Source organism: Streptomyces sp. NPDC018029 (genome assembly GCF_044327655.1).
Taxonomy (GTDB): domain Bacteria; phylum Actinomycetota; class Actinomycetes; order Streptomycetales; family Streptomycetaceae; genus Streptomyces.
The window spans coordinates 44979-67696 of sequence record NZ_JBIRFV010000018.1; the positions used below are offsets into that span (position 1 = coordinate 44979).

Consider the following 22718-nt stretch of genomic DNA (forward strand, 5'->3'; position numbering starts at 1 on the left):
GTGGCTGGTCGCGCAGTTCCCCGCGCCCCTGCGGGGTGCCTGCTCTAGACCCCGGCCGCCCGTGCCTCCTCGTACACCTGGGCGGCCAGGTCCTTGAGTTCCTGTGCGTCGCGTGCCGAGCCGCCGAGGTCGATCAGGATCTCGTCGACGCCCACCGCCGCGTGCGCCGCGAGGTCCTCGACGATCTGTTCGACGTTGCCGCGGAAGGGGGCGCGGTCCGGGCCGTCGTACGCCTTGCGCGTGTAGCGCGCGTTGGCCCGCAGCACGCTCTGGACCGGCCGCTCGCGGCCCCGCTCGGCGGCCGCTTCGCGCACCGTGGCCCACTGCTCGGCGAGCGCGTCGGCGCCCGTCGCCACCGGCATCCAGCCGTCGGCGCGGTCCACCAGTCTGCGCAGTGCCCGCGGGCTGTTGGCGGGCAGCAGGATCGGGATCGGCCCGGCGGGCTTGGGGCCCACCACGGACGGCGCGATGGTGGTCAGCTCCCCTTCGTACGCCACCGGGTCCGGGCCCCAGACCGCGTGGCAGACGTCGATCAGCTCGTCGAGGACCCGGCCGCGCTGCTTGAACGGGGCGACCGAGGCGGCCGCGTACTCGTCGTGGGACCAGCCCGTGCCGAGTCCCGCGACGACCCGGCCGCCGCTCGCCGCGTCCAACGACGCCAACGAGCGGGCGAGTTGGAACGGAACGTGCAGCGGGGCGACGAGCACGCTGGTGCCGAGGCGGGCGCGCTCCGTGGCCGCGGCGGCGAGCGTCAGGGTGATCAGGGGATCGGCGACCGAGCGGTACGCGTCGGGCCAGGGGCGGCCCGGTATTCCGTAGAGCCCCTGGGTGGCGGGCTCGGGGTAGAGGACGCGCTCGTAGACCCAGAGACTTTCGTAGCCGATGTCCTCGGCGGCCTGGGCGACCGCGGGGACGTCACGCCCGATGGTGTACTGCCGGCCCTGCGGAAGACTCAGTCCGAGTCGCGTCGCCATTCCGGTGCTCCTTCGCGTCGGGGTCAGTGCATTCAACGTACAACGACCTCAGTCCGGAAGGGGCGTCAACAGGATGCGTCCCACCAACCCGACCGCCCCGTCGAGGCGCTCCACGAACTCCTCGGCGACAGCGGGCAGTTCACGCAGCGCCCACAGGGCCCGCGCCGACGCCCACGCGCCGTCCCTGGCGCGCTCCAGGCTCCAGGAACCGGCCAGATGCGTCAGCGGGTCGCCGACCTGGAGCAGGTCGGGGCCGGGCATCAGCTCTTCGCGAATGCGCTCCTCCAGTGCCGCGAGGACATCGCCCACGCGGTCGAACTCGTCCTCCAGATCGGCCGGTTCGCAGCCCAGCGTGCGACAGCTGTCCGCGAGGGCGAGTGCCAGGTCGTGTCCGATGTGCGCGTTGATCCCCGCGAGCGCGAACTGCAGCGGGCTGACGCCCGGATGCCTGCGGTACTGGAACAGCGGGCGCCAGCAGGCGGGCGGGCGGTGCCCGTCGGCCGCCGCGTCGACGGCCGCCAGATAGCGTCCGGCGAAGCGGACGGCCAGCGTCGTCGCGGCACGGGCGTCCGGGAACGCGCCGCCGTCGAGGCGCCGGCCGACCTCCTCGGTCACCGAGAGGTAGACGCGGTTGAAGACGGCGACGCCGTCGCGCGGCGGCCAGTCGGCGCCGAGCGCACGCATCCGTGCCGCCACGGCGGCGACGTCGTCGTCCCCACGGGCCGGTGCCCCGAACTCTGCGAACCGCTCCAACTGCGCCATGGGGGCAGGGTCGCAGCCCCGGGCGCGCCCGGGTGTCAGCGCACCGGCCGCTTCCCCGAAACGAGGGAACGGCCACCGCGCGGGGCCTGACGGCTCACACCGACCGCCACGCCCCCGATGACCAGGGCCGCCGCCACCAGGAGCGCGCTGAGCCAGAGCGGCGAGCGGTAGCCGAGCCCCGCGGAGATCGCGAGGCCGCCGAGCCACGGGCCGAGGGCCGCGCCCACGTTGAACGCGGCCGTGGCGAACCCGCCCGCCAGGTGCGGCGCGTCGGTCGCCGCGTACAGCGCCTGCGAGATGAGCGTGGACCCGACGGCGAACGACAGCGCGCCCTGGACGAGCACCAGCGCGACCGCCGCCACCGGATGCGCGGCCGTCACCGCGAAGAGGGTCCAGCCGGCGAGCAGCGCGAGCGAGCCGCACACCAGGAGCGGCACGGGCCGTGCGTCGGCGACGCGCCCGCCCGCGGTGACACCGATGAAGGAGCCGATGCCGAACAGCGCGAGCATCACGGGCACCCAGCCGGAGCCGACGCCGGTCACGCCGGTGACCAGCGGTGCGAGGTAGGTGAACGTACAGAACGTCGCGCCGTTCACCAGCGCGCCGAGCAGCAGCGTCACGAGCAGCCGAGGGCGGCGCAGCGCGCGCAGCTCACCGAGCGCGCTCGGCCCCGCGGCGTCCGGTGCGCCGGCGGGCACGGCCCGCGCGATGGCGAGGACGGCGGGCAGGGAGATCAGGGCCACGGCCCAGAACGCCGAGCGCCACCCCCACACCTCGCCGAGCAGCGCGCCCGCGGGCACGCCCGCGACACAGGCGAGGGTGACGCCGCCGAGCAGCGCGGAGGTCGCGCGCCCCTTCGCGTTCGGCTCGACCATGTCCGTGGCGGTCACCAGGGCGACCGCGAGGAATCCGGCGTTGGCGAGGGCTCCCACGACGCGCGTCGCGAGCAGCACGGCGAAGCTCGTGGTGAGCGCGCCGACGACATGGACGAGGAGGAAGGTGATCAGGAAGACGAGAAGCGCGCTCCGGCGGGAGAAGCGGCGGCTCAGGACGGCCATCAGCGGCGCGCCGACGATCATTCCCACGGCGAACGCCGAGGTCAGATGGCCCGCGGACGGAATGGAGACATCCAGGTCCGCGGCGATGTCGGCGACAAGCCCCGACAGCATGAACTCGGAGGTGCCTTGCGCGAACACGGCGAGTCCGAGGAGGTAGAGGGCAAAGGGCACAGCAAGACTCCGCAACCACGGTGTGGATCGATCGAGACGATCAGGACACGGGAGCGGTGATCCGGTGGTGGTGCCGCGGGCGCGTCAGCGCGACGGTGCGAGAAGCCACCGGACGACCGGTGGCGGGAGTCTGTCGGACTCGGGGCTGGACATGGTGCGCACCCTAATCAGGCGTCACGCACCACGTCCAACCGATTAGCGTTCTTCTTTGTCGTACGTCGACGTGCCCGAATCGAGCAGCGGTTCCTGCGACTTGAGGTGCTCGGGGGCGAAGGCGCGCAGCACGTGGTAGCCCGTGATGACGACGATCGTGCCGAGCGCGATGCCGCTGAGCTCGAAGTTGTCGCTGATCTTCAGGGAGACGCCACCGACGCCGATGATGATGCCCGCCGCGGCCGGCACCAGGTTCAGCGGATTGCGCAGGTCGACCTTGGCGTTGATCCAGATCTGGGCGCCGAGCAGGCCGATCATGCCGTACAGGATGACGGTGATGCCGCCGAGCACGCCGCCGGGGATCGCGGCCACGACGGCGCCGAACTTGGGGCAGAGTCCGAAGAGCAGGGCGAAGCAGGCGGCGGCCCAGTAGGCGGCCGTGGAGTAGACGCGGGTCGCGGCCATCACGCCGATGTTCTCGGAGTACGTCGTGTTGGGCGGGCCGCCGACCGCGGTGGAGAGCATGGAGGCGGCGCCGTCGGCGGAGATCGCCGTGCCGAGCTTGTCGTCGAGGTTGTCGCCGGTCATCTCGCCGACGGCCTTCACGTGGCCCGCGTTCTCCGCGACGAGCGCGATGACGACGGGCAGCGCCACGAGGATCGCCGACCATTCGAAGCTCGGCGCGTGGAAGGACGGCAGGCCGATCCAGTCGGCCCTGCCCACGGCGGACAGGTCGAGCCGCCAGTGGTCGACGACCTTCCCCGAGGCGTCCGCCGAGTGGATCCTGCCGAAGATCCGGTCGAAGGCCCAGGAGATGCCGTACCCGAAGATCAGGCCGAGGAAGATCGCGACGCGCGACCAGAAGCCGCGCAGGCAGACCACGGCCAATCCGGTGAACAGCATCACCAGGAGCGCCGTCCACTGGTCCTGCGGCCAGTACGTCGACGCCGTGACCGGCGCCAGATTGAAGCCGATCAGCATGACGACCGCGCCGGTCACGATCGGCGGCATCGCGGCGTGGATGATCCGCGCCCCGAACTTCTGCACCGCGAGCCCCACCAGGAACAGCGCGGCGCCGACGACGAAGACCGCGCCGGTCACCGTCGCGCTGGAGCCGCCCTGCGCCCGGATGACGGCGGCGACGCCCACGAAGGAGAGCGAGCACCCCAGATAGCTGGGCACCCGGCCGCGCGTGGCGAGCAGGAAGATGACGGTCGCGACGCCCGACATCATGATGGCCAGATTCGGATCGAGACCCATGAGGACGGGTGCTACGAAAGACGCCCCGAACATGGCCACCACGTGCTGCGCCCCGAGCCCGAACGTGCGGGGCCAGGAGAGGCGCTCGTCGGGCCGGACGACGGCGCCCGGGGCGGGGGTGCGTCCGTCGCCGTGGAGTTTCCAGCGCACGCCGAGATCCATGGTGAGTGTCGCTTTCTGTGCGCCGGGCCGGGCCGTTCCAGTGGTGCGTTCCCCAGTGGTGCGTGGCCCGAAATGATCGACGCCATGTTAATGCGACGTCAGTGCGACTTCTCTCCGGTGGGCTGAGGGCTTCCGGCCCCGGCCGCCTTGCGGCCGTCCGTGCGCAGCACGCCCGCGAAGATCACCAGGCCGAAGGCGAGCAGCGTCACCAGGCCGAAGGAGGTCACGAGGCTCGTCGCGTCCGCGAGACCGCCGATGGCCGAGGGGGCGATCAGACCCGAGGTGTACGTGATGGTGGCGACGCCCGCGATGGCCTGGCTCGGGTTCGGGCCGCTGCGCCCGGCGGCGGCGAAGGCGAGCGGCACCACGACCGCGATGCCGAGACCGAGCAGCGCGAAGCCGCCCATGGCCATGACCGGGTGCGAGGCCAGCACCACGAGCAGCCCGCCGAGCACCGCGAGGACGCCGCCCGCCCGCACCGTGCGCACCGCGCCGAACCGGTCGACCACGGCGTCGCCCGCGAGCCGCGCGATCGCCATGGTGAGCGTGAAGCCGGTGGTCGACGCGGCGGCGACACCGGCCGACGTGTCGAGGACGTCCCGGAGATAGACCGCCGACCAGTCCAGGCTCGCGCCCTCCGCGAAGACCGCGCAGAACCCGACGGCGCCGATGAGCAGCGCCGACTTGGGCGGCAGCGAGAACCGCGGCGGCGCCTCCTCCTCCGGTTCCGCCTGTACGTCGAGCACGCCCTGGCAGGCCACGAGGCCGAGCCCGGTGAGCGCGGCGGCGGCGAGGGCGTGGTGCAGGCGGGCGTCGGAGCCCAGATGGGCGGCGACGGTGCCGGCCGCCGAGCCGATCAGGGCGCCGACGCTCCACATGCCGTGCAGCCCCGACATGATCGACTTCCGCATGCGGGTCTCGGTCTCGACGCCGACGGCGTTCATCACCACGTCCGACATGCCGGAAGTGGCGCCGTACACGAAGAGCGCCACGCAGAGCGTCAGCAGGTTCGGCGCCAGCGAGGGCAGGATCAGGGCGAGCGTCCACAGGGCGAGGAGGCCGCGCAGCGCGGACCTGGTGCCGAAGCGGTGGCTGATCCGGCTTGCGAGGGGCATCGCGACGGAGGCGCCGATCGCGGGGAAGGCGAGCGCGACGCCGAGCATGCCCGCGCTGACGTCGGCGTGCTCCTGGATCCAGGGCACCCGGGTCGCGAAGGATCCCGCGACCGCGCCGTGCGCGCAGAAGACGGCCGCCACGGCGATCCGCGCCCGCTTCAACCGGCGCTTGTCGTAGACCACTTCACTCATGCCGTTCCGCCCCTCCCGAGTGCCGCACCGGTACGGCGACGTAAACTATCAGGAACCCTGCCTGATAAATAGAAGACTTTCTGTGGGAGGATCCCGGACATGCCTGTCTCGCCTGCCTCACCGAGGACCGCCCGGGCCATCAACGACCGGCTCGCCCTGGGGCTCCTGCAGCGCGAAGGGCCCCTGACCGCGAACCAGCTGAAGCAGCTCACCGGCCTGTCGAGGCCCTCGGTGGCCGACCTCGTCGAGCGGCTCCAGGGCTCCGGGCTCATCACCGTCGTCGGGGAGGCGGGTGCCCAGCGACGCGGCCCGAATGCCCGGCTCTACGGCATAGTCGCCGACCGGGCCCACCTCGCCGCCCTCGACGTGCGCACCGAGAGCGTCTCCGTCGTCGTCACCGATCTGCTCGGCGCGGTGCTCGCCGAGGCCTCCGCGCTCGTCGGCGGCGACACGGAGACCGCCCTCGGGGGCGTCCTCGACCTCGTCGGGCGCACGGCGCGCGAGGGCGGCGTCCAGCGGCTGCACACCGTCGGCATCGGCGCCCCCGGCCTCATCGACCCCGCCACCGGCGACCTGCACGACACGACCTCGCTGCCCGCCTGGCACCGCCGTCTCGCCGGGAGCCTCCAGGAGCGGCTCGGCGCCCGCGTCCTCGTGGAGAACGAGACCAACCTCGCGGCCCGCGCCGAGCGCCGCGACGGCGCCGCGCACGACCGGGACACCTTCGTGCTGCTCTGGCTCGGCGACGGGGTCGGCGCCGCCGTCGTGCTCGACGGCGTGCTGCGCAGGGGCGCGTCGGGCGGCACCGGCGAGATCGGCTTCCTGCCGGTGCCGGGCACGGGCTCGCTGCCGTCGGCCTCGGGCTGCGAGGGCGGCTTCCACTCGCTGGCCTGCGCCGCCGCGCTGTGCGAACTCGGCGAGGCGCACGGCCTCCTGGGCCCCGGTATGTCGGCCGCCGACGTGGTGCGGCACGCGGTCGGGGCCGGTGAGGACGCCTTCCTGGACGCTGTCGCCGACCGGGTCGCCGTCGGCGCGGCCGCGATGGCCGCGATCCTCGACCCCGGCTGTGTCGTCCTGGGCGGCGAGGTGGGCCGCGCGGGCGGCGCCCCGCTCGCCGCCCGTGTCGAGGACCGCGTCACCGCCATGTCACCGCTGCGCACCGAGGTCCGCGCGAGCACGCTCGGCGGCGCCGCGGTGCTGCGCGGCGCGCTGCTCGCCGCGCGGGACGCGGCGCAGGACGAGCTGTTCGGACCGCCGACGGGGCACTGAGGCGGGGCCTGGGGCGCTCCTTCGCCGTCAGGCGGCGGCCAGCTGGCGTGCCAAGAACCCCAGCTTGTCCGGATTGACGACCGACCGCACCCCGGTGACGACCCCGTCGCCCCCTTCGAACGCGGCGACGGCCGTCAGGTGTCCCGCCGCGCGCACGACCAGCGCGGGGCCGCCGTTGACCTCGGCGTACGACACCTCGTCGGCCGCGAAGTCCGCCATCACGCCGATCAGGAAGCGCAGTACGTTGTCACGCCCGAGGACGGGGGTGCGGGTGGCGGCCGCCTTGCCGCCGCCGTCGCCCCACCACGTCACGTCCCTGGCCAGTATCTTCTCCAGGCTCGCGACGTCGCCCTCGCGGGCCGCCGCGACGAACGCCTCCACGAACCTCTGCCGCAGCTCGTGCCCCGGCTCGAAACGGGACCGCGCGTCGGCGACCGCCCGTACCGCCCTGCGGTACAGCTGGCGGCAGTTGGCCTCACCGGCGTCCAGGACGCGGGCGATCTCCTGGTGGCTGTACGCGAACGCCTCCCGCAGCACGTACACGGCACGCTCCTTGGGCGTGAGCCGCTCCAGGAGGACGAGCAGCGCCATCGACACGGCCTCCCGCTGCTCGGCCGACTCCAGCGGTCCGAGGGCGCCGCCGGAGGTGATGACCGGCTCGGGCAGCCAGGTCCCCACGTACTGCTCGCGCCGGGCGCGGGCCGAGGTCAGCCTGGTCAGACAGAGGTTCGTGACGGTCTTGGCCAGCCAGGCGGCCGGTTGCGCGATGTCCTCGCGCCGGGCGCCGCTCCAGCGCAGATACGCGTCCTGCACGGTGTCCTCGGCCTCCTGCGCGGAGCCGAGTATGCGGTAGGCCAGGCCGAACATCCGGGGACGGTGGGACTCGAACTCCTCGGCCAGTGCCGCTGCGCTGCTCACGCCCACAGGGTGCCAAATCCCGTGGGCGTGAGCACGCGCGACGGTCAGCAGGCGCCGAGATCCTGCCAGACACCCCACTCGCCGCCGGCGCCGGGCTCATCGCCCTTCGTCCACCACTTCGCCTTCCACGTGTGGGACTTGTGGGACACGCTGGTCCCGCTGCCGTACGCGGCGGACGAGCTCCACGCGGGCGCCGTGCACTTGCCGGGCGTCGGCGGGTCCGTCGGGTCCGGCGGGTCGGTCGGTCCTGTGCCGCCGCCCGGCTCGACGAGCGTGGTGCCGCGCGCCAGGTCACCGGCGAGCGCGTACGTCGTGCCGCTGATGTTCACCGTCCAGTTCCACGGCGTGGACACCGGCAGGTAGTAGTTGAAGGACAGGTCCACGGAGGCGCCGGGCGCGAGGGACTGCCAGGCCGGGAGCTTCAGCGAGACCCGGTGGAAGTCGCCCTTCAGGCCGCCGGCGTTGCTGCCCGTGTGGTCGCTGCTGATCACCTTCGTACCGAAACCGGACTGGTCGGAGGCGTTGCCCGGGGCCGCGGTGGAGTAGTCGAACTGGAACTCCGTGCCGCCCGGCAGCGCCGTCTTCGTGTTGTTGGTGATCTTCACCTTGGGCGTGATCGGGTAGTTGGAGTCGCCCAGCTTGAAGTCCCCGAAGTCCACGCCGATGTCGACGGCCTTGGTGGGCAGCTCCTTGTTCGAGACCTTCGCGCCGTACGGCTTCGCGGCCTTGAACTTGTCGTACATCAGCGAGGTGAGCGTGTCGCCGATCTCGTACTGGCCCTTGGCCGCGTTCCAGTCGTAGTCACCGGCCATCTCCCAGACCATAGTGCCGCCGATGCCCCGGTCGACCACGTAGTCGGCCTTCTTCGCCACCGACTCCTCGTCCTCCGTGGACAGGAAGACCTTCTTGTCCGCGTTCCACAGCCAGGGCGCGACCAGCGAGGAGCTGTACTTGCGGGCGTAGGTGCCGGTGAGCTTGGTGCCGGCGGGGAAGCCGTACTTGGTGACGTAGTCGCCGACGATCCCCTTCTCCAGGTTCTTGGCGTGCCACATCGGGTTGGAGCCCGCCGGGGACTCCTTGCCGTTGTCGTCCTTGTCGTGCCAGAGGTTGTCGATGCCGACCGCGCCGTCACCGCACTTGGTGAGGCCGGAACCTGCCGGACAGGTCGTGGCCGCGGCCTTGCCCCACAGTCCGTCGGTGCCGCCCTGCACGTTCTTGTGGCCGCGCGTGTAGTACGGCAGGCCGATGTTGATGCGCCCCGCGGGCATCGAGCCGCGGAAGTAGTGGTAGGCCCAGTCGGTGTTCAGATAGCCGATGCCGCCGTACTGCTGGCTTCCGTAGACGTTCGCCGCCGCCAGCTCCGCGTCCTTGCCGTCGTCGAAGAGCGCTGCGTTCGGGCCCACGTACTCGTTCCAGGCGCCGTGCAGGTCGTACGACATGATGTTGACGTAGTCCAGGTACTTCTGGACCTGGAAGGTCTCCATGCCGCGCAGCAGATAGCCGGAGGAGGGGGCCGCCACGGTCAGCATGTAGTGCTTGCCGTCGGCCGCGCCCGCCTTGTCGAGCTTCTCGCGCAGGGACTTCATCAGCGCCGCGTAGCCCTTGACGAGGCCGCCGCGCCGGGCGTTGGAGATGGAGTAGTCGAGCGGGTTGCCCGCGTCCTTCATCGTGGTCGGGTACTCGTAGTCGATGTCGACGCCGTTGAAGCCGTACTTCTTTATGAAGGCGACCGCGGAGTCCGCGAACGTGTCGATGCCCGCGTGGTTCACCGAGCCGTCCGCGTTGGTGGCCATCGAGTAGAAGCCGCCGGAGTTGACGCGCTTGCCGTCGTCCCCGAAGTAGCCGCCGGTCTCCGCCCAGCCGCCCACCGATATGAGCGTCTTGACGTTCGGGTGCTTCTTCTTGAACTTGTTCAGCAGGTTGAAGTGGCCCTTGTAGGGCAGCGCCGGGTCCATCTCGGCGCCCGCGACGCCCGGCCAGGTCATGCCGGTGGCGGGGTTCGTGTCGCTGTCGGAGCCGACGGAGAGCTTGTTGCCCTTGTCGACGTGCCCGAAGGCGTAGTTGACGTGGGTGACCTTCTCCCAGGGGATGTCCGAGGCGAGATAGGCGGGCTCACCGTTCTTGCCGGTCCGCCAGCCGGTGAAGTAGCCGATGACGCGCCGTTGGTGGTCGGCGCCCATCTTCTCGCGGCCTTCGCTGTCGTAGACGGAGCAGTAGGGGACGTCGACCCCGGGCGTCTTGTAGAGGCCGTCGGGGCGGCAGGCGGCGTCGTCGGCGGCCGCGGCCTGCGTGGCGCCGCCGGAGACGAGGCTGATCAGCAGACCGGCGACGGCCGCGCCGGACGCGAGCAGCGTGGGTCTCGCGCGGATGAGGGACGGCAAGGGGACCTCCTGGGGACGGTCGGCACACAGGTGCGGGGCAGAGACGGGGCGGAACAACACAACTGGTGGAGATGTGAATCGTTCTGGGGCCCCGGTGTGCGCACACCGTCGGCTCCGGCTCCTCGGAGGTGTCGCAGAGATTAAGAGGACTAGACCAGTGCGTCAATAGGTCTGGACCAAGTTGGTTGAACGTGATGTTGAACGGTGATGTTGTGAGCCAGCCCACAGCGAGTCACCCGTATGGCCCGCAACCAGCCATGGCACACTGGCCTCGTACCAGAAGCAGCGCACTCCGGGGTCGGTGTAATTCCGAACCGGCGGTTACAGTCCGCGACCCGGCCACCTCCAGTGGCCGGTTGACCAGGTGAAATTCCTGGACCGACGGTGAAAGTCCGGATGGGAGGCAGTGCGCGGCGGGCGGGCATCTATGCACGCCGCCGTAATGGCTTGTTCCTGGCTCCGGCCAGGGATGGTTCCTGGGTTTTCCGGGGACAGGTGTCATCCGGCGCAGGCGTTCCCCAGATGTCGCTGTCCGTCCTTTCTGTCGTCATCGACAGGCCCCGGAGTCCGTGCCCGAAGAGGCAGGAGGACCCGGTGGCCACCGCCACAGCCGAAGCAGCCGCCATGCGGCGCGCCATCACGCTGGCCGCCCGCGGTCTCGGCTCCACCAGCCCCAACCCCGTCGTCGGCTGCGTCGTCCTCGATGCCTCCGGCGAGCCCGTCGGCGAGGGCTGGCACCAGCGCGCGGGCGGCCCGCACGCCGAGGTCCACGCCCTGCGCGCGGCGGGCGACAGGGCCCGTGGCGGCACCGCCGTCGTCACCCTCGAACCCTGCAACCACACCGGCCGCACCGGCCCCTGCGCCCAGGCCCTCATCGACGCAGGCATCGCCCGGGTCGTCTACGCGGTCGGCGACCCCGACCCCGCCGCGACCGGCGGCGCGCACACCCTGCGCGCGGCCGGAATCCCGGTGGAGCAGGGCCTGTTGGAGCCCGAGGCCGCCGAGGTCAACGCCGCCTGGCTGACCTCCGTGCGCCTCGGCCGCCCCCACGTCACCTGGAAGTACGCCGCCACGCTCGACGGCCGCATCGCCGCCGCCGACGGCACCAGCCGCTGGATCACCTCCGCCGCCGCCCGAGCCGACGTGCACCGGCTGCGCGCCGAGTGCGACGCCGTCGTCGTCGGCTCCGGCACCCAGCGCGCCGACGACCCGCACCTCGCCGTCCGCGACATCGACGGCGCCGTGCAGCCGCTGCGGGTCGTCGTCGACACGAACGGCACCGCCGTCACGCCGGGCGCCCGCGTCCTGGACGACGCGGCACCCACCCTGATCGCCGTCGCCGACGACGTCCAGACGCGGCTTCCGGCGGACACCGTCCGGCTCCCGCGCTCGGAAGGCGGGTTGGACATCCAAACCCTCCTGGACGTGCTCCACGCGCGTGGCGTGCGGTCCGTCCTCCTCGAAGGCGGCCCGACGCTCGCCGGAGCCTTCGTCGCCGCCGGCGCCGTCGACCGCGTCGTCGGCTACCTGGCCCCCGTCCTGCTCGGCGCCGGCCCCGCCGCCCTGACCGGCGGCGGAATCACCACGATCACCGAAGCGTTGCGGCTCGACGTGAGCGAGACCGTCCGTATCGGCCCCGACCTGCGCATCACCGCGACCCTCGTAGCGAAGGAGCACTGACGTGTTCACCGGAATCGTCGAAGAGCTGGGCGAGATCACCGCCGTCGAGAACCTCCCCGACGCCTCCCGCTTCCGCCTGCGCGGCCCCGTGGTCACCGAGGGCGCCAAGCACGGCGACTCCATCGCCGTCAACGGAGTCTGTCTGACGGTCGTGGAGCACGAGGGCGACGAGTTCACCGCCGACGTCATGGCGGAGACCCTGAACCGCTCCAGCCTCGGCGCGCTCACGGTCGGCTCCCGCGTCAACCTGGAGCGCCCCACCGCGGTCGGCGCGCGCCTCGGCGGCCACATCGTGCAGGGCCACGTCGACGGCACGGGCGAGATCGTCGAGCGCAAGCCGTCCGACAACTGGGAGATCGTCAAGGTCTCGCTCCCCGCCGGCCTCTCCCGCTACGTCGTCGAGAAGGGCTCCATCACGGTCGACGGCGTCAGCCTCACCGTGGTCGACGCGGGCCCCGACCACTTCACCATCAGCCTCATCCCCACCACCCTCGCGCTGACCACGCTCGGCATCAAGCAGCCCGGCGACCCGGTCAACCTCGAGGTCGACGTCATCGCCAAGTACGTCGAGCGCCTGCTCGGCGACCGTGTTCAAGTGCCCGCTCAGGAGGCCACCAAGTGAACTGGCTCAACTCCGAAGCCTTCACGGCCTTCGACCAGCACATCATGTGGTCGGACATGATCGGCAACACCGTCGGCCTCATCGCCCTCGCGCTCGGCTGGCGGCGCTCCATATGGACCTGGCCCGCCCAGTTCCTGTCCGGCGTCATCCTCGTCGCCGCGTACGCCTCCGCGCAGCTCTCCGGCGGCGTCGGCAAGCAGCTCCTCGTCATCGGCGTCGCCCTGTGGGGCTGGCGGCAGTGGACCCGCGGCAGGCAGCAGGCGCAGGACGGCTCCATCGCCATCCGGTTCGCCACCTGGCGCGAGCGGGGCATCCTGCTCGCCGGCACCGCCGTCGGCACCCTCGCGGTCGGCGCCCTGTTCAGCGCCGTCCCCTCGCTGTCCTGGAACCCCTGGCCCGACGCCTACATCTTCGTCGGCACGCTCGCCGCGATGGTCGCCCAGGCCCGCGGACTCGTCGAGTTCTGGTTCGCCTGGCTGCTCGTCGACGTGGTCGGCGTGCCGCTCGCCTTCAGCAGCGGCCTCGCCTTCTCCGGACTCGTCTACGTCGTCTACCTCGCCCTCGTCCTCTGGGGCATGCGCGACTGGTGGCTGCGCTCCCGCGCGGCCGCCTCGCAGCCCGTCATGGAAGGAGCCCCGGCATGACTGTGGCACCGGTCTGGCACCGCACCGCCGGCAACGAAGACCCCTTCGACCTCTCCCTAGACCCCGTCGAGCAGGCCGTCCGCGACATCGCGGCGGGCCGCCCCGTCGTGGTCGTCGACGACGAGGACCGCGAGAACGAGGGCGACCTCGTCGTCGCCGCCGAGAAGGCGACCCCCGAGATCGTCGCCTTCATGATGAGCGAGTGCCGCGGCCTCATCTGCGCGCCCATGGAGGCCGACGAGCTCGACCGGCTCCGGCTCCCGCAGATGGTCGAGCACAACACCGAGTCGATGAGCACCGCCTTCACCGTCTCCGTCGACGCGACCGCCGCGCACGGCGTCACCACCGGCATCTCCGCCGCCGACCGCGCCACCACGCTCCAGCTCCTCGCGAGCGGCGGGGCCGGACCCGACGACTTCGTGCGCCCCGGGCACATCTTCCCGCTGCGCGCCAAGTCCGGCGGCGTCCTCGCCCGCGACGGCCACACCGAGGCCGCCGTCGACCTCGCCCGCCTCGCGGGACTGCGCCCCGCGGGAGCCATCGTGGAGATCGCGGGCGAGGACGGGAAGATGCTCAGGCTGCCCGAGCTCGTCCCCTTCGCCCGCAAGCACGGCCTGACGATCATCTCCATCGAGGACCTCATCGCGTACCGCCGCTCCTCGGAGCCCACCGTCCGCCGCGAGGCCGAGGTCAGCCTGCCCACCGCCTTCGGCGACTTCACGGCGTACGGCTACCGCTCCACCGTCGACGGCGTCGAACACGTCGCCCTCGTCCACGGCGACATCGGCGACGGCGAGGACGTCCTCGCCCGTCTCCACTCCGAGTGCCTCACCGGCGACGTCTTCCACTCCCTGCGCTGCGACTGCGGCCCGCAGCTGGAGGCGTCCATGCGGCGCATCACGGAAGAGGGCCGCGGCGTCGTGGTCTATCTGCGCGGCCACGAGGGGCGCGGCATCGGCCTGCTCTCCAAGCTGCGCGCGTACGCCCTCCAGGAACAGGGCAGCGACACCCTCGACGCCAACCTGGAGCTCGGCCTGCCCGCCGACGCCAGGGACTACGGCGCGGGCGCGCAGATCCTGCGCGATCTCGGGGTACGCGGTGTCCGGCTGATGACCAACAACCCCGACAAGACCGACGCGGTCCTGCGGCACGGCCTCAAGGTCACCGGGCGCGAGCCCATGCCCGTCGAGGCCGGCGAACACAATCTTCGGTACCTGCGCACCAAGCGGGACCGGATGGGGCACGACCTGCCCTGGCTGGACGCCACCGAAGTGTCCGCCTGCGGAAACCAGTAGATCCAGTACGTCCCGTGAGTCAGAGGAGAAGCGCGTGAGCGGCAAGGGTGCACCCGAACTGAGCGTGAAGAACTGCGGCGACCTGCGGGTCGCGGTGATCGCCGCGCAGTGGCACGAGAAGGTCATGGACGGCCTCGTCGACGGCGCCCTGCGCGCCCTGAACGAACTCGGCATCAGCGAGCCGACGGTGCTCCGCGTGCCCGGCAGCTTCGAGCTGCCCGTCGTCGCCAAGGTCCTCGCAGGCCGCGGCTACGACGCGATCGTCGCGCTCGGCGTCGTCATCCGCGGCGGCACCCCGCACTTCGAGTACGTGTGCCAGGGCGTCACCCAGGGCCTCACCCAGGTCTCCGTGGACACCGGCGTCCCCGTCGGCTTCGGCGTGCTGACCTGCGACACCGAGGAGCAGGCCCTGGACCGCGCGGGCATCGAGGGCTCCCGCGAGGACAAGGGCCACGAAGCGGTCACCGCGGCCGTGGCCACCGCGACCACGCTGCGCACCGTCTCCGAACCCTGGCGCTGAGGGGGACCGCCCGGCCGCGTAGAGTGGCGACCATCATGTCCAAGAAGACTTTCGAGGAGCTCTTCACCGAGCTCCAGCACAAGGCCGCCAACGGCGACCCCGCGACCTCCCGCACCGCCGAGCTGGTCGACAAGGGCGTCCATGCCATCGGCAAGAAGGTCGTCGAGGAGGCCGCCGAGGTCTGGATGGCCGCCGAGTACGAGGGCAAGGAAGCCGCCGCCGAGGAGATCTCGCAGCTCCTGTACCACGTGCAGGTGATGATGGTCGCCCGCGGCATCTCCCTCGACGACGTCTACGCCCACCTCTGAGCCGCACCGCGACTCGTCCCCGTACCAACCGACTCGTATCAACCGATCAAGGAAGCTGACCTCATGCTGCGCATTGCCGTCCCCAACAAGGGTTCACTGTCCGGACCTGCGTCGGCGATGCTCCATGAGGCCGGCTACCAGCAGCGCAAGGAGTCGAAGGAGCTCGTCCTCGTCGACCCCGACAACGAGGTCGAGTTCTTCTACCTGCGCCCCAAGGACATCGCGATCTACGTCTCGGCGGGCCGGCTCGACATCGGCATCACCGGCGAGGACCTGCTGATCGACTCCGGCGCCGACGCCGAGGCGATCCTGCCGCTCGGCTTCGCCCGCTCCACCTTCCGCTTCGCCGCGAAGCCGGGCACGGCGAGCGACATCAAGGACCTCGCGGGCAAGACCGTCGCGACCTCCTACGAGGGCATCGTCGCCAAGCACCTCGCCGAGCAGGGCGTCGCCGCCTCCGTCGTCCACCTGGACGGCGCCGTCGAGACCGCCATCGAACTGGGCGTCGCCCAGGTCATCGCGGACGTCGTGGAGACCGGCACCTCCCTGCGCAACGCCGGCCTCGAGGTCTTCGGCGACCCGATCATGAAGTCCGAGGCGGTCGTCATCCGCCGTACCGGCGCCGACACCGACGACCCGAAGGTGCAGCAGTTCCTCCGCCGTCTCCAGGGCGTCCTCGTCGCCAGGTCGTACGTGATGATGGACTACGACTGCCGCGCCGAGCACCTGGAGCAGGCCGTCGCCCTCACCCCGGGCCTGGAGTCGCCGACGATCTCCCCGCTGCACAACGAGGGCTGGGTGGCCGTGCGCTCCATGGTCCCCGCCAAGGAGGCCCAGCGGATCATGGACGACCTGTACGCCATCGGCGCCCGGGCCATCCTGACCACGGCCATCCACGCCTGCCGCCTCTGACCGGCCCCGACCCGGTAGGAGCACCCGCCTCATGTCCGACACCTCCGCCCTCCCCGCGCTGCCCGTCACCTTCCGGCCGACGCGGACCCGGGCCGTCCTGCTCACCGCGGGCGCCACGATCTTCGTGGTGATCACGGCGATCGCCTTCCTGCTGCCCAAGCTCAGCCCGGGGGAGCGGACCAGCTTCGTCTTCACCGGCGCGCTCCTCTTCGGCGTGCTCGTGCTGCTCAGCAGGCCCAAGGTCGTCGCCGACGAGTCCGGCGTGACGGTCGTCAACATCGCGACGAGCCGCCGTCTGGCGTGGGCCGAGATCGTGCAGGTCAACCTCCGCCCCGGCGATCCGTGGGTGTTCCTCAACCTCAGCGACGGCACCAGCCTGCCCGCCCTGGGCATCCAGCCGGGCATCGGCAGGCAGCAGGCCGTCACCGACGCCCGCAGCCTCCGCGCCCTCGCCGAGGCCAGGACGGCTCGCGAGAACTAGGCTCTGGACGTTCCGCGCCCGGTCTTGATTAATCTGTTGGCGGGGCGTGTGAGTGCCGCCCCGCTCCTGACGGGCCCGCCCGGCTCCCAGGGGCTCCTGCTATCCGAGGAGTGACTCCCTCCGGCGATGGACGGATCGTCCTGTAGTACCTGCGCCGCCCCCTCCCGACATACCGGGACCGGCACGACCGGAGAGGCGGCGGCATGACAGTGCCCCTGCTGCTTCTCGGGGCGGCATTCCTGCTGATTCTCGCCAACGGCTTCTTCGTGGCGGCCGAGTTCGGCCTCGTCACCGTCGAGCGGCCGGACGCGGAGAAGGCCGCGGCCGACGGCGACCGAAGGGCCGCCACGGTCGTCAGCGCCCTCAAGGAGCTGTCCTTCCAGCTCTCCGGCACCCAGCTCGGCATCACCATCACCTCGCTCGTCGTCGGCATGCTCGCCGAACCGGCCCTCGCGCACCTGCTCGCGGGCCCGTTCACGGCGGTCGGCGTCCCCGAAGGCGCCGTAGGCGGTGTCTCCGTAGTGGTCGGCATGCTGCTCGCCTCCGCCGTACAGATGGTGATCGGCGAGCTGGTGCCCAAGAACTGGGCGGTCTCCAGGCCGCTGCAGGTCGCGCGGTTCGTCGCGGGCCCGCAGCACGTGTTCGCGCGGCTCTTCCGGCCCGTGATCGCCCTCCTGAACGCCGTGGCCAACCGGCTGGTGCGCGCCCTCGGCGTCGAGCCCGCCGAAGAGCTGGCCTCCGCCCGCACCCCCGGCGAACTGGTCTCCCTGGCCCGGCACTCGGCGCAGGCCGGTGCCCTGGAGCAGGACACCGCCGACCTGTTCGTCCGCACCCTCTCCCTCGGCGAGCTGACCGCGCAGCACGTCATGACGCCCCGCGTGAAGGTCAGCGCGCTGCAGTCGTCGGCGACCGCCGAGGACGTGGTGAACCTGACCCGCGCCACCGGCCTGTCCCGCTTCCCGGTCTACAGCGAGCGGATCGACGAGGTCGTCGGCATGGTGCACCTCAAGGACGCCCTCGCGGTCGCCGCTCACGAGCGCCTCAGGACGCCCGTGCGACGCATCGCGCGATCCCCGCTGCTCGTCCCCGAGACGCTGCCCGTGCAGCCCCTCCTGGAGCGGCTGCGCAGCGAGCAGCCCATCGCCGTCGTCGTCGACGAGTACGGCGGCACGGCGGGCGTCGTCACCCTGGAGGACATCGTCGAGGAACTCGTCGGCGAGGTCCGCGACGAGCACGACCTCCTCGACCTGCCGGAGCTCTGCGTGGCACCCGCCGAGGACGGCAGGCCCGCGTGGGACGCCGACGGCGGCTGCCGCGTCGACACGCTCCAGCGCATCGGACTCGCCGTGCCCGAGGGCCCGTACGAGACCGTCGCCGGCCTCGTCGCGGATCTGCTCGGCCGCATCCCGGCCCCCGGCGACCGGGCCGAACTCCCGGGCTGGCGGCTCTCGGTGCGCCAGGTCGGCCACTACCGCGCCGAGCGGGTCAGGATCGCGAGGACGGCGGAAACCCCTGTGTCCACAGTCCCCGCAGCCCCGGCGGAGGCCCTGCGATGAGCATGCTGCAACTCCTCTTCGCCGTCCTGCTCGTGCTTGCCAACGGCTTCTTCGTGGGCGCCGAGTTCGCGCTCGTGTCCGTGCGCCGCAGCCAGATCGAGCCCCTGGACACCAAGCGGTCCCGCCAGGTCCTGTACGGCCTGGAGCATCTGCCGCAGATGATGGCGGCCGCCCAGTTCGGCATCACCGTCTGCTCGCTGACGCTCGGCGCGGTCGCCGAGCCGACCGTCGCGCACCTCCTGGAGCCGGTCTTCGAGGCGGTCCACCTGCCCGAGGGCATGATCCACCCCCTCGGTTACGTGATCGCGCTCGCCGTCGTCGTCTTCCTCCACCTCGTCATCGGCGAGATGGTCCCGAAGAACCTCGCGATGGCGGCCCCCGAGAAGACCGCCCTCTGGTTCAGTCCCGGCCTGGTCGCCTTCGCGCGGCTGTGCCGGCCGGTGACCGCGGCGCTCGGGGCGTGCTCCCGGGTCGTCCTGCGGCTCTTCGGGGTGGAGCCGAAGGACGAGGTCGAGGCGGTGTTCACCAGCGTGCAGCTGGGCCGCCTCGTGGAGGACTCCGGCCAGGCGGGACTGCTGGACCCCGTCGAGCAGGAGCGCCTCGAGGACGCCCTGGAGCTGGGCTCGCGCCCGGTCACCGACGTCCTGCTCGACCGGGCGTCCCTGGTGACCGTGGGTCCCTCGGTCACCCCGGCCCGCGTCATCGAGCTCACCGGGCGCACCGGCTACTCCCGCTTCCCGGTCCGCGCGGAGAACGGCGCCTTCATGGGCTACCTCCACGTGAAGGACGTACTGGATCTGGAGGAGACCGACCGCGCCGTGCCGCAGCAGGTCTGGCGCCCGATGACCACCCTGCGGTCCGAACTGCCGCTGGACGACGCCCTGACCGTGATGCGCCGCGCCGCGACGCACCTGGCGCAGGTCGCCGACGCGTCCGGCAAGGTGCTGGGCCTGGTCGCCCTGGAGGACGTCCTGGAGATGCTGGTCGGCGAGGTCCGTGACCCGGCGCACCGGGTCACGGTGCAGCGGACGCCGCCGGAGGACGCCGGGGACGCCAGGGACTCCGCGCTGGCCGGCAGCCGCGTCGGCTGAGCTCCATGCGCCGCGTGGCGGGGCGCCCCGGGGGTCGTCAGATCCCCGGGGTGTCCTGCGGTCCCCGCCCCGAGAGCACTTCCCCATAGGCCTGCATCAGGTCGGGAAGCCGCAGGGTCGACAGGTCGTCGCGCCCCGGTTCGCCGGGGTAGCCGGAGAGCCGCAGGTCGCGGTAGGCGCAGCTCTTCTCGTACAGCGTGCGCAGGAAGCGGCCGTTGCCGAGCTCGTCGATCCAGGCCTGCTCGACGACGTGCCCGCTGATGGAGCGCAGCTCTTCGAGCGCCTCCTCGTCCCACACGTCGCCGTTGTCGGCCGCGAGGACCTCGCCGATGGCGGTGAGTTCGAGCGGGCGGTACGAGGGGAAGTCCACGCGGGTCGTGAAGCGCGAGGACAGGCCGGGGTTGGCGGCCAGGAGCCGGTCCATGCCCTCCGGGTAGCCCGCGAGGATCACGACGAGGTGGTCGCGGTTGTCCTCGGCGCGCTTGAGGAGGACCTGAAGGGCCTCGTCGCCGTAGGCATCGCCCTTGCCGTAGCCGGAGTTGGAGAGGGAGTAGGCCTCGTCGACGAAGAGGACGCCGCCGATCGCCGAGTCGATCAGTTCGTTGGCCTTCACGGCGGTCTGGCCCAGGTACTCGCCGACCAGGTCGGCGCGTTGCGCCTCCACCAGGTGGTCGCCGCCGAGCAGGCCGAGCGCGTAGAAGACCCGGCCGAGGATGCGGGCCACGGTGGTCTTGCCGGTGCCGGAGGGGCCGGAGAAGACGAAGTGTCGTTTCGGCGGCTGCACCGGCAGGCCCTGCGCGGCCCGCAGCCGCGCCATGTTCAGCTGCGCGGAGAGCGCCTTGACCTGGCGCTTCACCGGTTCCAGACCCACCATGCCCTCCAGTTCGGAGAGGGCGGCCTCCAGGAGTGCGGGGTCGGTGGGGCCCGGGGGCAGCTGCGTCGGGGCCGCCTTGATGGGGATGATCGCCTTCTCGCGGACGGCGTCGGCCTCGGAGGGCTTCGAGGGGCCGGTGGGGCCGGAGAGGCCGGTGGGACCAGTGGACCCGCCGGGGGTACCGGGGCTGCCGGGGCCGGTGGGGCTGCTGGTGGTCGAGGAGCCGCCGCCCGACGGCGGTTCGGGGTCGGTGACCTTCACATCACGCCCCTCCGTGCCGAAGAGCACATCGATGCCGTCCGGCCCCTCCAGCACGTCCTGCCCCACCCCGGTCAGGCTGATCGCGGCGGCGAGGTCGGCCGCCTCGTCGTACCCGTCGCCCTCGGAGATCGCCGCGAGCCGGGCCGAGGTGTCCATGAAGGAGGCGTCGACCCGGTGCACCGCGCGGTACAGCGGCAGGGCCGCCGCCGAGCGTCCTGTGCCCTCGTGCGCGCGGGCCAGCCAGTAGCGCAGCTCCTTGCGCTGCGGCTGTTCGCTGCGGCAGCGCATGAGGGCGGCGGACAGCAGCGGCTCCGCCTGGCTGTACGTCTCCAGGCGGACCCGGGCCATGCCGCCGAAGAGCCCGGCCTCGATGCCCAGCATCGGGTCGTCGATCAGCGGGTCCGTGTGGCGCACCAACTGCTCCCAGTCCTTGACCAGATAGGAGCGGCAGGCGTGCAGGAAACGCACCTGCGGATCGGCGTCGACGGGCGGCAGGCCCGCCAACGCCCGGTCCAGCTCCGGGACATGGCGGCCGTCGAGCCAGTGCGAGGCGTGGGCGAGCAGCAGGTCACGGGTGCTCTCCAGGACGGGCTGCACCCACCAGCCCAGCCAGTACCAGGAGTTGAGGGCACGCGCGTGCCGGGTGCGCTGCTCCCCGAACCGGTCCCGGTGCTGGAACATCCGCAGCAACGCCGTCGTCGTGTCGATGCGCAGCGCGTGCAGCCCGAGCCAGCCGTCGGCCATCCCGGGATCCATCCGCACCGCCGTCCGGAATTCCTCCTCCGCCTGCGGATAGGCGCCCATGGTGTAGGCGTCGACGCCCCTCAGCCAGGCGAGGTCGGCCGGGGCGGGTGAGCCCACCGCGTCGAAGTCCATCAGGTCCCCCACAAACCGTGCCCCCGTTTGCGTACCGCCGGACCGGTGCCCGCCGGCGACTGCGCTGAACCACCGCGCTGAACCACTGCCTGAACCACTGTGCTGCGGACGGGAGTTGATTCGATGCGCAGAGCAGCCGTCCGAAAAGGCGCACCGAGATGCATCGTACCTGCGGGGGAGCGGTGGGCCGTAGGGTGCCGCACCGGCGGATCGGCCGGAAAGGGCCGATGGAGGGTGGCCCGACGGTGACCGAGGGTGAGCGGATGGCGGCACGCGGCGGTCGGAAATCGGGCTCCTGAGGCAGAACGAAGCCCCCGATCACGGGGGAACAACCGGGGGCTTCGCGTCTGCGGGCGGTGTCGCAACACCGCACATTCAGAACGTAAGTCCTGTAAGGGCCCTGGGTCAAGCATAGTTGGGGCACTGGCGAAAACTCGTGAGGCCAACTGGAAGCGGTTTTCCGGAGGTTCAGCGGACCGCCCACGGTCCTTCACTCTGCGTGACGGCTCAGGCCTCTGTAAGCGCCACACCGGGCCCTTGGAGTACCTCGTATCCCTCTGGGCACTGTCGTACCAAATAGTGCGCGAAAGGCCTGGAGGGGTCCTCGGCGAAATGCCGACGTTCCGCGGGCTCCCAGCCGTCCCAGAAGTCACTCTGGACCGCCCCGTCCCGCCGGCGGCCCCGCTGCCACGCCTCCTCGCGCGGCACCTCCATCCACAGCACCGCGGCGAGGTGCGGCCGCAGCGCCCGGCGGCCCGCCCCGACGCCCTCGACGATCACCACGGGCGCGGACGGCAGGGGCTCGTCGGCGGGACCGAAGCGGCGCTCGTGCCAGTCGTACGTCGCGTAGTGCGCCGTCTCGCCGCGGGAGAGCGGCCCGATGACCTGCCGCCGGAGCCGCTCGGTCCAGTCGAAGAGCTCCGCGTGGCTCGCGATGTCGTCGAGCCGCAGGACGGGAGCGTCGCCGGATGCCTCGGCGAGGCGCCGGGCGAACGTCGACTTGCCGGAGCCCGCGTGCCCGTCCACGGCGATCAGGCGGACGGGGCCGCAGGAGGGCGGCAGGCGTCGCAGGGTGTCGGCGAGGCGGGGGAGCGGGGTGGGCGGGTGTCCGGTCATCACGGCAAGGGTACGACTGCGGAAGGATGTGTTCCGCGCGCCGCCGCAGGTCATGCCATTGGTTGAG

20 protein-coding genes and 1 riboswitch are annotated in these 22718 nt (G+C 71.8%); of the genes, 11 read left to right on the plus strand and 9 right to left on the minus strand.

What is annotated here, in order from left to right; genetic code table 11:
• Nucleotides 1–44: 44 nt before the first annotated feature.
• From ACH4D5_RS37460 to ACH4D5_RS37480, 5 genes are all read right to left on the minus strand, one after another.
• A complete protein-coding gene (locus ACH4D5_RS37460; protein ID WP_398312243.1) occupies nt 45–974 on the minus strand; it encodes an LLM class F420-dependent oxidoreductase in 930 nt (309 codons plus the stop codon).
• A gap of 48 nt (nt 975–1022) precedes the next feature.
• On the minus strand, nt 1023–1736 hold the full coding sequence (locus ACH4D5_RS37465) for a DUF5995 family protein (RefSeq protein WP_398312246.1): 714 nt from the start codon (nt 1734–1736) through the stop codon (nt 1023–1025).
• 35 nt (nt 1737–1771) lie between these two features.
• A complete protein-coding gene (locus ACH4D5_RS37470) occupies nt 1772–2965 on the minus strand; it encodes a Cmx/CmrA family chloramphenicol efflux MFS transporter (protein ID WP_398312249.1) in 1194 nt (397 codons plus the stop codon).
• Between the two features lie 195 nt (nt 2966–3160).
• Nucleotides 3161–4540, minus strand: a complete 1380-nt coding sequence (locus ACH4D5_RS37475; RefSeq protein ID WP_398312252.1) for a uracil-xanthine permease family protein — start codon at nt 4538–4540, stop codon at nt 3161–3163.
• 98 nt (nt 4541–4638) lie between these two features.
• Nucleotides 4639–5847 carry an MFS transporter gene (locus tag ACH4D5_RS37480; protein WP_398312255.1) on the minus strand — a complete coding sequence of 403 codons (1209 nt, stop codon included), beginning with the start codon at nt 5845–5847 and terminating at the stop codon, nt 4639–4641.
• Nucleotides 5848–5946: 99 nt separating this feature from the next.
• On the opposite strand from ACH4D5_RS37480, the gene ACH4D5_RS37485 reads away from it, so the two are divergent.
• Entirely contained in the window at nt 5947–7116 is a 1170-nt protein-coding gene (locus ACH4D5_RS37485; RefSeq protein WP_398312258.1) for an ROK family transcriptional regulator, read from the plus strand.
• Between the two features lie 27 nt (nt 7117–7143).
• On the opposite strand, the gene ACH4D5_RS37490 is transcribed toward ACH4D5_RS37485, so the two are convergent.
• The gene (locus tag ACH4D5_RS37490) at nt 7144–8034 is read right to left on the minus strand and encodes an RNA polymerase sigma-70 factor (RefSeq protein WP_398312261.1); all 891 of its coding nucleotides are present in this window, start codon (nt 8032–8034) and stop codon (nt 7144–7146) included.
• 44 nt (nt 8035–8078) lie between these two features.
• The gene (locus tag ACH4D5_RS37495) at nt 8079–10415 is read right to left on the minus strand and encodes a chitinase C-terminal domain-containing protein (protein WP_398312264.1); all 2337 of its coding nucleotides are present in this window, start codon (nt 10413–10415) and stop codon (nt 8079–8081) included.
• A gap of 283 nt (nt 10416–10698) precedes the next feature.
• A riboswitch (FMN riboswitch) is annotated at nt 10699–10829 on the plus strand.
• Nucleotides 10830–11039: 210 nt separating this feature from the next.
• Between ACH4D5_RS37495 and ribD the strand changes: the two genes are divergently transcribed.
• The 10 genes from ribD (at nt 11040) to ACH4D5_RS37545 (ending at nt 19524) form a co-directional block, all read left to right on the plus strand.
• Entirely contained in the window at nt 11040–12095 is a 1056-nt protein-coding gene (gene ribD / locus ACH4D5_RS37500) for a bifunctional diaminohydroxyphosphoribosylaminopyrimidine deaminase/5-amino-6-(5-phosphoribosylamino)uracil reductase RibD (protein ID WP_398312458.1), read from the plus strand.
• Nucleotide 12096: 1 nt separating this feature from the next.
• A complete protein-coding gene (locus tag ACH4D5_RS37505) occupies nt 12097–12717 on the plus strand; it encodes a riboflavin synthase (protein ID WP_398312267.1) in 621 nt (206 codons plus the stop codon).
• A gap of 44 nt (nt 12718–12761) precedes the next feature.
• Nucleotides 12762–13361, plus strand: a complete 600-nt coding sequence (locus ACH4D5_RS37510; protein WP_398312461.1) for a nicotinamide riboside transporter PnuC — start codon at nt 12762–12764, stop codon at nt 13359–13361.
• Nucleotides 13358–14656: a bifunctional 3,4-dihydroxy-2-butanone-4-phosphate synthase/GTP cyclohydrolase II gene (locus ACH4D5_RS37515; protein WP_398312270.1), complete on the plus strand. Its 1299-nt coding sequence runs from the start codon at nt 13358–13360 to the stop codon at nt 14654–14656. Before ACH4D5_RS37510 ends, ACH4D5_RS37515 begins: the two co-directional genes overlap by 4 nt.
• 34 nt (nt 14657–14690) lie before the next feature.
• On the plus strand, nt 14691–15176 hold the full coding sequence (gene ribH, locus ACH4D5_RS37520; RefSeq protein ID WP_398312273.1) for a 6,7-dimethyl-8-ribityllumazine synthase: 486 nt from the start codon (nt 14691–14693) through the stop codon (nt 15174–15176).
• Nucleotides 15177–15211: 35 nt separating this feature from the next.
• Nucleotides 15212–15484, plus strand: a complete 273-nt coding sequence (locus ACH4D5_RS37525; protein ID WP_030951748.1) for a phosphoribosyl-ATP diphosphatase — start codon at nt 15212–15214, stop codon at nt 15482–15484.
• 63 nt (nt 15485–15547) lie between these two features.
• The gene (hisG, locus tag ACH4D5_RS37530; RefSeq protein WP_398312276.1) at nt 15548–16396 is read left to right on the plus strand and encodes an ATP phosphoribosyltransferase; all 849 of its coding nucleotides are present in this window, start codon (nt 15548–15550) and stop codon (nt 16394–16396) included.
• Between the two features lie 31 nt (nt 16397–16427).
• A complete protein-coding gene (locus ACH4D5_RS37535) occupies nt 16428–16877 on the plus strand; it encodes a PH domain-containing protein (protein WP_398312279.1) in 450 nt (149 codons plus the stop codon).
• Nucleotides 16878–17080: 203 nt separating this feature from the next.
• On the plus strand, nt 17081–18433 hold the full coding sequence (locus ACH4D5_RS37540) for a hemolysin family protein (protein ID WP_398312282.1): 1353 nt from the start codon (nt 17081–17083) through the stop codon (nt 18431–18433).
• A complete protein-coding gene (locus tag ACH4D5_RS37545; RefSeq protein ID WP_398312285.1) occupies nt 18430–19524 on the plus strand; it encodes a hemolysin family protein in 1095 nt (364 codons plus the stop codon). The genes ACH4D5_RS37540 and ACH4D5_RS37545 overlap by 4 nt, the downstream gene beginning before the upstream one ends.
• A 37-nt stretch (nt 19525–19561) precedes the next feature.
• Here ACH4D5_RS37545 and ACH4D5_RS37550 read toward each other — a convergent pair whose 3' ends face one another.
• Nucleotides 19562–21535 (minus strand): AAA family ATPase, encoded by a 1974-nt coding sequence (locus tag ACH4D5_RS37550; protein WP_398312288.1) that lies wholly within the window; start codon nt 21533–21535, stop codon nt 19562–19564.
• A gap of 507 nt (nt 21536–22042) precedes the next feature.
• Nucleotides 22043–22651 (minus strand): uridine kinase, encoded by a 609-nt coding sequence (locus tag ACH4D5_RS37555; protein WP_398312290.1) that lies wholly within the window; start codon nt 22649–22651, stop codon nt 22043–22045.
• Nucleotides 22652–22718: the final 67 nt, after the last annotated feature.